General features: G+C 61.1%; 9 protein-coding genes. 1 reads left to right on the top strand and 8 read right to left on the bottom strand.

Annotation, left to right across the window (positions count from 1 at the left end; all coding sequences use genetic code 11):
• Positions 1–147 precede the first annotated feature (147 nt).
• Positions 148–459, bottom strand: a complete 312-nt coding sequence (locus EI969_RS25700; protein ID WP_160390227.1) for a YqfO family protein — start codon at positions 457–459, stop codon at positions 148–150.
• Positions 460–464: 5 nt separating this feature from the next.
• Positions 465–4,361, bottom strand: a complete 3,897-nt coding sequence (purL, locus tag EI969_RS25705; protein WP_160390228.1) for a phosphoribosylformylglycinamidine synthase — start codon at positions 4,359–4,361, stop codon at positions 465–467.
• A gap of 285 nt (positions 4,362–4,646) precedes the next feature.
• Between purL and mltF the strand changes: the two genes are divergently transcribed.
• A complete protein-coding gene (gene mltF / locus EI969_RS25710) occupies positions 4,647–6,107 on the top strand; it encodes a membrane-bound lytic murein transglycosylase MltF (RefSeq protein WP_160390229.1) in 1,461 nt (486 codons plus the stop codon).
• A 124-nt stretch (positions 6,108–6,231) separates the two neighbouring features.
• Here mltF and pdxJ read toward each other — a convergent pair whose 3' ends face one another.
• The 6 genes from pdxJ to lepA all read right to left on the bottom strand — a co-directional run bounded on the left by pdxJ (position 6,232) and on the right by lepA (position 12,311).
• Complete coding sequence (gene pdxJ / locus EI969_RS25715) at positions 6,232–6,978, bottom strand: pyridoxine 5'-phosphate synthase (protein WP_160390230.1); 747 nt, start codon at positions 6,976–6,978, stop codon at positions 6,232–6,234.
• Between the two features lie 50 nt (positions 6,979–7,028).
• Positions 7,029–7,712 (bottom strand): DNA repair protein RecO, encoded by a 684-nt coding sequence (gene recO, locus EI969_RS25720; RefSeq protein WP_160390231.1) that lies wholly within the window; start codon positions 7,710–7,712, stop codon positions 7,029–7,031.
• Between the two features lie 169 nt (positions 7,713–7,881).
• Complete coding sequence (gene era, locus EI969_RS25725; protein WP_160390232.1) at positions 7,882–8,784, bottom strand: GTPase Era; 903 nt, start codon at positions 8,782–8,784, stop codon at positions 7,882–7,884.
• Positions 8,777–9,466, bottom strand: a complete 690-nt coding sequence (gene rnc / locus EI969_RS25730; protein ID WP_008053221.1) for a ribonuclease III — start codon at positions 9,464–9,466, stop codon at positions 8,777–8,779. The genes era and rnc overlap by 8 nt, the downstream gene beginning before the upstream one ends.
• A 185-nt stretch (positions 9,467–9,651) precedes the next feature.
• On the bottom strand, positions 9,652–10,506 hold the full coding sequence (lepB, locus tag EI969_RS25735) for a signal peptidase I (protein ID WP_160390233.1): 855 nt from the start codon (positions 10,504–10,506) through the stop codon (positions 9,652–9,654).
• Between the two features lie 5 nt (positions 10,507–10,511).
• Positions 10,512–12,311, bottom strand: a complete 1,800-nt coding sequence (gene lepA / locus EI969_RS25740) for a translation elongation factor 4 (protein ID WP_160390234.1) — start codon at positions 12,309–12,311, stop codon at positions 10,512–10,514.
• Positions 12,312–12,330: the final 19 nt, after the last annotated feature.

Consider the following 12,330-nt stretch of genomic DNA (forward strand, 5'->3'; position numbering starts at 1 on the left):
CCGCTCCCACAGGTTTCATGTTGTACGCAAAACCTGTGGGAGCGGGCTTGCCCGCGATAGGGCCCTAACTCCCACCGCAAATCCTGAGCAACAAAAAACCCGCTGAAATCTCTTTCAGCGGGTTTCTCATTTCAGCAGCCAGGAAGATCAGAAATCCTCCAACCGCCACACTTCATAAGCCGGCGTCTCGTAGGGATGACTCTGCTTCAGAGCCGCCACCACCGCGCGAATCAACTCATCCGCCACCACCAGCTCGACCTTCCATTCCTCGACCTGCTCGACCTGCCCTGCCTCGCCAATGAATGGCTGACTGCCGTCCAGCGGACGAAACTGGCCAGTGCCAAGCACCTGCCACGCGCAGTGATCGTAAGCGCCGATCCGCCCGCCACCGGCGGCGAATACGGCGCTCTTCACGACGTCGACATGACTGTCGGGAACAAAAAAGCCGAGCTTGTACACAGCGCTTAGTTAACCCACACGCGAGCGTTACGGAACATGCGCATCAACGGTGCATCTTCCTTCCACTCATCCGAACGCCACGAGTTCTGCACGGCACGGAACACACGCTCCGGGTGCGGCATCATGATCGTTACGCGACCGTCGCGGCTGGTCAACCCGGTGATCCCGCGCGGCGAGCCGTTCGGGTTCGCCGGGTAGCTTTCGGTGACCTTGCCGTGGTTGTCGACGAAACGCATCGCCACGCAACCGGACAGATCGGCCTCCAGCAGTGCCTCTTCGCTGGCGAACTCGGCATGACCTTCGCCGTGGGCGATGGCGATCGGCATACGCGAACCGGCCATGCCTTGCAGGAAGATCGAGTTCGACTCCTGGATCTGCACCATCGCGACACGGGCTTCGAACTGCTCGGAACGGTTACGCACGAAGTGCGGCCAGAACTCGCTGCCCGGAATCAGCTCGTGCAGGTTGGACATCATCTGGCAACCGTTGCACACGCCGAGGGTGAAGCTGTCGTTACGCTCGAAGAAACCCTGGAACGCATCGCGGGCACGGCTGTTGAACAGTGCCGACTTGGCCCAGCCTTCACCGGCACCCAGTACGTCGCCGTAGGAGAAACCGCCGCAAGCGACCAGGCCCTTGAACTCGTTCAGGTCGACACGGCCGGCCAGAATGTCGCTCATGTGCACGTCGATCGCGTTGAAACCGGCGCGGTCGAACGCGGCCGCCATTTCCACCTGACCGTTGACGCCCTGCTCACGCAGCACGGCAACCTGTGGGCGGATGCCTTTCTTGATGTAAGGCGCGGCGACGTCCTGGTTGACGTCGTAGCTGAGCTTGACGCTCAGGCCCGGGTTGTCTTCTTCCAGCAGTACGTCGAATTCCTGATCGGCGCAGTCGGCGTTGTCACGCAGGCGCTGGATCTGGTAGCTGGTTTCGGCCCACTGGCGTTGCAGCAGCCGACGCTGGCCTTCGAACACGGTGTCACCGTTGAAGGTGATGCTGATCTCGCCATTGTTGATTGGCTGACCGATCACCGACACGCAATCGCCCAGGCCGGCAGCGCTGAACTGCGCGAGGATGTCCGGGGTGGCGTCCTGGCGAACCTGGATCACCGCACCCAGTTCTTCGTTGAACAGGATGGCGGCGATGTCGGCGGAGGTTTCCGCCAGACCGTCGAGGTTCAGGCTCAGGCCGCAGTGGCCAGCGAAGGCCATTTCCACGGCGCTGGTCAGCAGGCCGCCGTCGGAACGGTCGTGGTAAGCCAGCAGGTGGCCGTCGGCGTTCAAGCCCTGGATCACCGCGAAGAAGGCCTTCAGGTCTTCGGCGTCATCGACGTCCGGAGCCTGCTTGCCGAGCTTGCCGTGAACCTGTGCGAGGATCGAGGCGCCCATGCGGTTCTGGCCGCGACCGAGGTCGATCAGGATCAGGTCGGTGGTGCCCTTGTCCATGCGCAGTTGCGGGGTCAGGGTCTGACGGATGTCCGTCACTGGCGCGAAACCGGTCACGATCAACGACATCGGCGAAGTCACGGACTTGTCCACGCCTTCATCGTTCCAGCGCGTGGCCATGGACATCGAGTCCTTGCCCACCGGAATGGTGATGCCCAGCTCAGGGCACAGGTCCATGCCGACCGCTTTCACGGTGTCGTACAGACGCGCGTCTTCGCCCGGGTGACCGGCCGCCGACATCCAGTTCGCCGACAGTTTGATGTCGGAGATCTTGCCGATGCGCGAAGCCGCGATGTTGGTCAGGGTTTCGCCGATGGCCATGCGGCCCGACGCCGGAGCGTCCAGCAGCGCCAGCGGAGTACGCTCGCCCATCGCCATCGCTTCACCGGTGTAGACGTCGAAGCTGGTGGCGGTGACGGCAACGTCGGCCACCGGCACCTGCCACGGGCCGACCATCTGGTCACGGGCCACGAGGCCGGTGATGGTGCGGTCGCCGATGGTGATCAGGAAGCTCTTGCTGGCCACGGCCGGGTGATGCAGAACACGCTCGACGCACTCGGCGATGTTCAGGGTCGACGGATCGAAGTCGTCGCCCAGTTCGGCTTCACGCACCACCGAACGGTGCATGCGCGGCGCCTTGCCCAGCAATACTTCGAGTGGCATGTCCACCGGGCTGTTGCCGAAGTGGCTGTCGGTGACGGTCAGCTGTGGTTCGGCAGTGGCTTCGCCGACCACGGCGAACGGGCAACGCTCGCGTTCGCAGATCGCCTTGAAGCGCTCGAAGTCAGCCGGGCCGACCGCCAGGACGTAACGCTCCTGGGATTCGTTGGACCAGATTTCGTGCGGGGCCATGCCCGGCTCGTCGTTTGGAATGTTGCGCAGTTCGAAACGGCCACCACGGTCGCCGTCGTTGACCAGTTCCGGGAAGGCGTTGGACAGGCCGCCCGCACCTACGTCGTGGATGAAGCTGATCGGGTTCTTGTCACCCAGTTGCCAGCAACGGTCGATGACTTCCTGGCAGCGACGTTCCATCTCAGGGTTTTCGCGCTGTACCGAAGCGAAGTCCAGGTCTGCCGAGCTGGTGCCGGTGGCCATGGAGGAAGCCGCGCCGCCACCCAGGCCGATGAGCATCGCCGGGCCGCCGAGCACGATCAGCTTGGAGCCGACCAGGATCTCGGCTTTCTGGACGTGTTCTTCACGGATGTTGCCCATGCCGCCAGCCAGCATGATCGGCTTGTGGTAACCGCGAACTTCGTCACCGTGCGGGGTGGTGATCGACTGCTCGAAGGTACGGAAGTAGCCGGTCAGGGCCGGACGACCGAATTCGTTGTTGAACGCAGCGCCGCCCAGCGGGCCTTCGATCATGATGTCCAGCGCGGTAACGATGCGCTCGGGTTTGCCGTACGGCACTTCCCACGGCTGTTCGAAGCCCGGGATCTGCAGGTTCGACACGGTGAAACCGGTCAGGCCAGCCTTTGGCTTGGCGCCACGGCCGGTCGCGCCTTCGTCGCGGATTTCGCCACCGGAACCGGTGGACGCGCCGGGGAACGGAGCAATCGCGGTCGGGTGGTTGTGGGTCTCGACCTTCATCAGGATGTGCACCGGTTCCTGCACCGCGCCGTACTGGCGGGTTTCAGGGTCCGGGAAGAAGCGACCGGCCACGGAACCGACGATCACCGAAGCGTTGTCCTTGTAAGCCGACAGGACGCCTTCGCTGTGCATCTGGTAGGTGTTCTTGATCATGCCGAACAGGCTTTTTTCCTGGCTCTGGCCGTCGATGTCCCAACTGGCGTTGAAGATCTTGTGACGGCAGTGCTCGGAGTTCGCCTGGGCGAACATCATCAGTTCGATGTCGTGCGGGTTGCGCTTCAAGCCGACGAAGGCGTTGACCAGGTAATCGATCTCGTCTTCGGCCAGGGCCAGGCCCAGCTCGGTGTTGGCTTTTTCCAGCGCGGCGCGGCCGCCACCCAACACGTCGATGGCGGTCAGGGGTTTCGGTTCGGCGTGGCTGAACAGGCCGGCGGCCTGTTCGAGGTTGCCCAGGACGATCTGGGTCATGCGGTCGTGCAGCACATCGGCAACCAGCTGGGCTTCAGCGTCGCTGAACTGGCCGGTCACGTAGAACGCGATACCGCGTTCCAGGCGCTGGATCTTGGTCAGGCCGCAGTTGCGAGCGATGTCGCTGGCCTTGCTCGACCACGGCGAGATGGTGCCGAAACGCGGCAGTACCAGAAACAGACGACCGGTCGGTTCTTGTACCGGAACGCTTGGACCGTACTTCAGAAGGCGCGCAAGCACCTGCTGTTCGTCGCCGGTCAGGACGCCGGTAACTTCGGCGAAGTGAGCGAATTCAGCATACAGGCCACTGACAGCCGGAACCTTCTGGCTCAGTTGCTCAAGGAGCTTGCTGTGGCGAAAGGCAGAAAGGGCAGGAGCGCCGCGCAGGATCAACATCTTCGGGACAGCCTCGGGAAGGGGTGTGCTTTGAGGCCGTGCATTCTAGCCTAAACAGCCCGCGACATCACCCGAAACGCTACGCACGGTTGCACTCGGGTGCCATTCTGTGTTTCTGCCTCGAAAGTCAGGTTAATCGGCGATTGGATGAACGCTTATTTTTACTGTAACAAAATGCAGGAAATGCCCATTCCTGCGGGGTTTCGCCTGGTTTTGTGATCGCTAGCAGACAAGCCCCTCGCTGTCGAGATATGGCGCCCGTGGTCCTTTGCGTATACTGCGCAGATGTTTTCCCCAACGGCTTTGCGTCCGCGGTACGCCAAATGGCTGATCGCAACCGGACTCTTCCTGATGCTCGGTGGCTGTGTTGATGAACCCAACACGCTCGAGCGCGTAAAGGAGGATGGTGTGCTGCGGGTGGTCACCCGAAACAGCCCCGCCACCTACTTCCAGGATCGCAACGGTGAAACCGGCTTCGAATACGAGCTGGTGAAGCGCTTCGCCGACGATCTGGGGGTCGAGCTCAAGATCGAGACCGCCGACAACCTCGATGACCTGTTCAACCAGGTCGGCAAGCCCAACGGCCCGGTGCTGGCGGCTGCCGGCCTGGTCAGCAGCGAAGAACGCAAGAAGCAGGTGCGCTTCTCGCACTCCTACCTGGAAGTCACCCCGCAGGTCATCTACCGCAACGGCCAGTCACGGCCGACCGACGCGAAGGATCTGGTGGGCAAGAAGATCATGGTGCTCAAGGGCAGCACCCACGCCGAACAACTGGCGCAGCTTAAACAGAAATTTCCCGGCATCGAATACGAAGAGTCTGACGCGGTCGAGGTCGTCGATCTCCTGCGCATGGTCGACGAAGGCCAGATCGACCTGACTCTGGTCGACTCCAACGAAGTGGCAATGAACCAGGTGTACTTCACCAACATCCGGGTCGCCTTCGACCTCGGTGACGCCAGCAACCAGAGCTGGGCCGTTGCGCCGGGCGAAGACAACAGCCTGCTCAACGAAATCAACGAGTACCTCGACAAGGTCAAGAAAAACGGCACCCTGCAACGTCTCAAGGACCGCTACTACGGGCACGTCGACGTCCTCGGCTACATGGGCGCCACCACCTTTGCCCAGCACTTGCAGCAACGCCTGCCCAAGTACGAACAGCACTTCAAGGCCTACGCCAAGAAAGAGAAAGTCGACTGGCGCCTGCTCGCGGCGGTCGGTTACCAGGAATCGCTGTGGCAACCGGCCGTCACCTCCAAGACCGGTGTGCGCGGCCTGATGATGCTGACCCAGAACACCGCGCAGGCCATGGGCGTGTCCAACCGCCTCGATCCCAAGCAGAGCATCATGGGCGGCGCCAAGTACCTGGCCTACATGAAGGAACAACTGGACGATTCGATCCAGGAACCGGACCGCACCTGGTTTGCCCTGGCGGCCTATAACGTCGGCAGCGGGCACCTGGATGACGCACGCAAACTGGCGGCCAAGGAAGGGTTGAACCCGGACAAATGGCTGGATGTGAAAAAGATCCTGCCGCGCCTGTCGGAAAAGAAGTGGTACAGCAAGACCCGTTACGGCTACGCCCGTGGCGGCGAGCCGGTGCACTTCGTGGCGAACATCCGTCGCTACTACGACATCCTGACCTGGGTCACGCAGCCGCAGCTTGAAGGCGATCAGGTCGCCGAGGGCAAGCTGGTGGTTCCGGGTATCGACAAGAGCAAGCCGGCGCAGGAGCCTGCGCCGCTCTGACTGCCACCCAAAATCATTGTGGGAGCGAGCTTGCTCGCGATAGCGGCCTGACAGTCACCACCTATGCTGACTGAAAGGACCTCATCGCGAGCAAGCTCGCTCCCACAGGGTTTTGTGTCGTTCTTCAGGCCTTGGCGGCCGCCGCCAGAATCAGCGCCTTCATCTCCGAAACCGCCGACTTGAAGCCAACGAACAGCGCATGGGCCACCAGCGCATGGCCGATGTTCAGCTCGTTGATGCCCTTGATCGCCGCCACGGCTTCAACGTTGTGATAGTGCAGGCCATGGCCGGCATTGACGATCAGGCCCTGGGCCAAACCAAACGCCACGCCATCGGCCACGCGCTTGAGTTCTTCGGCGACGTCGGTCGGCGTCTCGGCATCGGCATAACGCCCGGTGTGCAGCTCGATGGCCGGTGCGCCAACGCGACGGGAAGCTTCGATCTGACGCTCATCGGCATCGATGAACAGCGACACCTCGCAGCCGATCTTCGACAGACGCTCGACCGCCGCCTTGATCCGCGCTTCCTGCCCCGCCACGTCCAGGCCGCCTTCGGTGGTCAGCTCCTGACGGGTTTCCGGCACCAGGCAAATGTGCGCCGGGTGGATGCGCTCGGCGAACAACATCATTTCTTCGGTGACGCCCATTTCGAAATTCATGCGGGTTTGCAGCACGTCCTTGAGTATCAGAACGTCGCGTTCCTGAATGTGCCGACGGTCCTCGCGCAGGTGCACGGTGATGCCGTCAGCGCCCGCCTCTTCCGCGTCCAGTGCTGCCTTGACCGGGTCCGGGTAACGGGTGCCCCGGGCCTGACGCAATGTGGCAACGTGGTCGATGTTCACGCCAAGAAGAATACGGGTGCTGGTGGTCACGGAAAACGCTCCAGAAGAAGAGAAAGTTCGGTGCACAGCATACGGGGTGATCAGGGCTTGCGAAACAGCTCGCGACTGACAAGTGGACGGCCACCCAAGTGAACGGCCAGTGCCTGGCGCATCAGACGCTTGGCGGCAGACAGTGCGCCGGGGGCGGACCAGTCGGCGTCAGCCATGGCCAACAGTTCGGCACCGTTGAACAGGCCCGGTTGCAGCAGATAGACACGTTCAAGCCCCGCATCCACTTGCAAACGGTAGAGACCGTCCGGAGCGATGGGTTGATCATGAATATCAGCCGTCAGGGAAAAACCGTAGCCGAGGTCATCGAGCAAGCGCCACTCGAAGGAGCGCAACAAGGGCTCCAGCGGCCGACCTTCAGCCAGCGCCAGCAAAGTCGCGGCGTAATGGTCGAACACCGAGGGGAGCGGATCTTCAGCGGGCAACAGGCGAATCAGCAGTTCATTGAGGTAAAGGCCACTGAACAACGCCTCGCCATTGAGCCAGGTGGAAACCCCGGCACTTTCCATGCGCCCGACATTCTTCAACTCGCCCTTGCCGCGAAACTCCACTTCCAGCGGCACGAATGGCCGCGCCAACGTCCCGGCCTTGCCCCGCGCGCTGCGCAACACCGCCCGCAGCCGGCCTTGCGGCGTGAGGAAGTCCACCAATGCACTGGTTTCGCGGTAGGCGCGGGAGTGCAGGACGTAGGCGGGTTGCGGGATGGGTTGGGACATGGGAATCGCCGATCTCAATGGAACGCAGGTTTACAGACAACCAGAAATCAATGTGGGAGCGGGCTTGCCCGCGATGGCGGCTTCACATTCAACCTCTCTATTGAATGTTACATCCTCATCGCGGGCAAGCCCGCTCCCACAGGGTTCTACGGTGCAACGCCAATCGGGTTTACAAGTCGCCATAACCCAACGAACGCAACGCACGCTCGTCATCGGACCAGCCGCCCTTAACCTTGACCCACAGGTTGAGCATGATCTTGGAGTCGAACAGCAGCTCCATGTCCTTGCGCGCCTCGGTGCCGATGCGCTTGATGCGCTCGCCCTTGTCGCCAATGATGATCTTCTTCTGGCCGTCGCGCTCGACGAGGATCAAGGCATGGATGTGCAGGGTCTTGCCCTGCTGCTTGAACTCTTCGATCTCGACGGTGATCTGGTACGGCAGCTCGGCGCCCATCTGGCGCATGATTTTCTCGCGAACCAGTTCAGCGGCGAGGAAGCGGCTGCTGCGGTCGGTGATCTGGTCTTCCGGGAAGAAGTGATCGTTTTCCGGCAGGCGCTCGGCGATCACGCGCTCCAGTGCATCGAGGTTGTGCCCGTGCTGTGCGGAAATCGGGATGATCTGCGCATTCGGCAGCTGCTCCTGCAACCAGCTCAGGTGCGGCATCAGCTCGGCCTTGTCTTCGATGCGGTCGGTCTTGTTCAGCGCCACGATCAGCGGGCCGGTTACGTACTGGACGCGCTCGAGAACCATCTGGTCTTCGTCGGTCCACTTGGTGCGGTCGACCACGAAGATCACCACGTCGACGTCTTTCAACGCCGCCGAAGCGGTCTTGTTCATGTAGCGGTTCAGGGCCTTCTCGCCACCCTTGTGCATGCCGGGGGTGTCGACGTAGATCGCCTGCACATCGCCCTCGGTCTTGATGCCGAGCATGTTGTGGCGGGTGGTTTGCGGTTTGCGCGAGGTGATCGCCAGCTTCTGACCCAGGATGTGGTTCAGCAGCGTGGACTTGCCCACGTTCGGACGGCCGACGATGGCAACATAGCCACAGCGAGTTGCGTTTGTATCAGTCATTGCCATTCTCCACACCCAGGGCAATCAGTGCTGCGGCGGCCGCTACCTGTTCGGCAATACGACGGCTCACACCCTGACCTCGGCTTTTTTCGTTCAGTAAGATGATTTCGCATTCGACGAAGAACGTCCGGCAATGCGGCTCACCCTGGATATCCACCACTTCGTAACGCGGCAGCTCGCAACCACGGGACTGCAGGAATTCCTGCAGGCGGGTCTTCGGATCCTTGTTGGTGTCGACCAGCGTCAGGCCTTCGAACTCGCCGGCCAGCCAGGCCAGCACACGCTCGCGGGCCATTTCCATACCGGCATCGAGGTAGATCGCACCGATCAGCGCTTCAAGGGCATCGGCCAGGATCGACTCGCGACGGAAACCGCCGCTTTTCAGCTCACCGGAACCCAGGCGCAGGTATTCGCCCAGATCGAAACCACGGGCCAGTACGGCCAGGGTCTCACCTTTCACCAGGCGCGCGCGCAAACGCGACAACTGGCCTTCGCGGGCCAGCGGGAAGCGCTCGAACAGTGCCTCGCCGGCGACGAAGTTGAGGATGGCGTCACCGAGGAATTCCAGGCGTTCGTTGTTACGCCCGGCAAAACTGCGGTGAGTCAGGGCCAGGACCATCAGTTCCTGATCCTTGAAGGTGTAGCCGAGCTGACGCTCTAGACGGCTTAAGGAGACGCTCACGGTTTACCCACGCTGAGTTCGTGGTTCGATTGCACTGCCATCGCCATGAGGCGGCGCAGGCTTGGGACAATTAACGCTGTGTTCAAAAATAACGTCCTGAATATCATTGGCTTCATGCTTTTTCCGTCACCTTCTTCAGGTTCCAGAAACGCATTCGGCGCTGTGTTCAACAGCGCCGTGTTTGATTACTTGATCAGGCCAACCCGCGAGAAATTCGGCAGGTGACTGAGTTTTGGTTCCGGCCAGCTCATCCAGACCGCGAAGGCCTTGCCGACGATATTCTTGTCGGGAACCATGCCCAGCAGATCCTTGGGAATGTTCGGATCATCCCAGTAGCGACTGTCGTTCGAATTGTCGCGGTTGTCGCCCATCATGAAGTAGTGCCCGGCCGGCACGGTCCACGAATGGTCCGGCATGGCGCGGTAGCGGCTCATTTCCTTGCGGATCATGTGCTCGGCCGCACCGAGTTTTTCCTTGTAGAGCTCGGCGCTGCCCAGCGTACCCGGCTCGGAGCCGACCAGTTGCTCGGCAATCGACTGACCGTTGACGAACAGGCGCTTGTCGGCGGTGTAGCGAACCGTGTCGCCCGGCAGGCCGACCACACGCTTGATGTAGTTGACGTTCGGATCGCTCGGGTAGCGGAACACCATGACATCGCCGCGCTGCGGATCACCGACTTCGATGACTTTCTTGTCAATCACCGGCAAGCGGATCCCGTAGGAAAACTTGCTCACCAGGATGAAGTCGCCGACATCCAGGGTTGGCTTCATCGAACCGGAAGGAATCTGGAACGGCTCCACCAGGAACGAACGCAGCACCAGCACGATGAACAACACCGGAAAGAACGACTTGCCGTATTCGACCAGCAGCGGTTCTTTGTTCAGCTTCTCGACCACGACCATGTCAGGCTGGCTGACGCTGCCCTGATAGGAGGTGATGGCGGCACGCCGGCGCGGAGCGAGGATCAACAGATCGAGCAACGCCAACAGGCCGCAGACAAACACGGCGATGACCAGCAACAGCGGGAAATTTAGTGACATAGGACCTAACTATCCAACCTGAGCACTGCAAGGAAGGCTTCCTGTGGAATTTCCACGTTGCCGACCTGCTTCATGCGTTTCTTACCGGCCTTTTGCTTTTCCAGCAGCTTTTTCTTACGGCTGACGTCACCACCGTAGCATTTGGCCAATACGTTCTTTCTGAGCGCCTTGACGGTTGTCCGCGCCACAATCTGCCCGCCAATGGCGGCCTGGATTGCCACGTCGAACATCTGCCGCGGAATCAGTTCCTTCATCTTCTCGGTCAGCTGGCGACCTTTGTAGTGCGAATTGTCACGGTGCACGATCAGCGCCAGGGCGTCGACCTTGTCGCCGTTGATCAGCACGTCCAGTTTCACCAGGCTGGCCGATTGGTAACGATCGAAATGGTAGTCCAGAGAAGCATAGCCGCGACTGGTGGATTTCAGACGGTCGAAGAAGTCCAGCACCACCTCGTTCATCGGCAAGTCGTAGGTCACTTGTACCTGGGAGCCGAGGAACAGCATGTCGACCTGTACACCGCGTTTTTCGATGCACAGGGTAATGACGTTGCCCAGGTGCTCCTGCGGCACAAGAATGTTGGCGCGCACGATCGGCTCGCGCATGTCCTCGATGGCAGACAGGTCCGGCAGCTTGGACGGGTTATCGACGTAGATCGTCTCGCCGGACTTTAGCAGCAGCTCGAAGATTACCGTCGGCGCCGTGGTGATCAGGTCCAGGTTGTACTCGCGCTCCAGGCGCTCCTGGATGATTTCCATGTGCAGCATGCCGAGGAAGCCGCAACGGAAGCCGAAGCCCAGTGCGTCGGAGCTTTCCGGCGTGTATTGCAGCGACGAATCGTTGAGGGTGAGCTTTTGCAGCGCCTCGCGGAAGTCTTCGAAATCGTCGGAGCTGACCGGGAACAGGCCGGCGTATACCTGCGGCTGGATGCGCTTGAAGCCTGGCAGCACGTCGACGTCCGGCGTCGAGCTCAAGGTCAGGGTGTCGCCCACTGGCGCGCCGTGAATGTCCTTGATGCTGGCGATGATGAAGCCCACTTCACCGGCCTTGAGGTCGGCGGTCGGGGTGTGTTTCGGGTTGAATACACCGACGCTGTCCACCAGGTGGATCTTGCCGGTGGATTTGACCAGGATCTTGTCGCCCTTCTTCACGCGGCCATGGCGCACGCGAACCAGGGAGACAACGCCCAGGTAGTTGTCGAACCAGGAGTCGATGATCAACGCTTGCAGCGGATCTTCGTAGTTGCCGGTCGGCGCGGGAATGGTGGCGACCAGGCGCTCGAGCACCTGGTCGACGCCCAGACCGGTCTTGGCCGAGCACTCGACCGCGTCGGTGGCATCGATGCCGATGATTTTTTCGATTTCTTCTTTAACACGGTCCGGATCGGCCTGTGGCAGGTCGATCTTGTTCAGCACCGGCATCACTTCCAGGCCCTGCTCGATCGCCGTGTAGCAGTTGGCAACCGACTGCGCTTCAACGCCTTGACCGGCGTCGACCACCAGCAGCGCGCCTTCACAGGCAGCCAGCGAACGGCTCACCTCATAGGTGAAGTCAACGTGGCCGGGGGTGTCAATGAAGTTCAACTGGTAGTTGATGCCGTCTTTGGCCTTGTAATACAGAGTAACGCTGTGCGCCTTGATGGTGATCCCGCGCTCGCGCTCGAGGTCCATGGAATCCAGAACCTGGGCTTCCATTTCGCGCTCGGCCAGGCCGCCACACATCTGGATGAAGCGATCGGCCAGCGTCGACTTGCCATGGTCAATGTGGGCGATGATGGAGAAATTGCGGATATGACTCAAATCACTCACGGATCAACACTCAAAAAGG

Source organism: Pseudomonas sp. PB101, from assembly GCF_009764265.1.
In the GTDB taxonomy this organism is placed as follows: domain Bacteria; phylum Pseudomonadota; class Gammaproteobacteria; order Pseudomonadales; family Pseudomonadaceae; genus Aquipseudomonas.

Excerpts from the sequence above, each read along its gene's own strand:
- purL (WP_160390228.1), bottom strand. The coding sequence starts at position 4,361 with ATGTTGATCCTGCGCGGCGCTCCTGCCCTTTCTGCCTTTCGCCACAGC.
- mltF (WP_160390229.1), top strand. The coding sequence starts at position 4,647 with ATGTTTTCCCCAACGGCTTTGCGTCCGCGGTACGCCAAATGGCTGATC.
- recO (WP_160390231.1), bottom strand. The coding sequence starts at position 7,712 with ATGTCCCAACCCATCCCGCAACCCGCCTACGTCCTGCACTCCCGCGCC.
- era (WP_160390232.1), bottom strand. The coding sequence starts at position 8,784 with ATGACTGATACAAACGCAACTCGCTGTGGCTATGTTGCCATCGTCGGC.
- lepB (WP_160390233.1), bottom strand. The coding sequence starts at position 10,506 with ATGTCACTAAATTTCCCGCTGTTGCTGGTCATCGCCGTGTTTGTCTGC.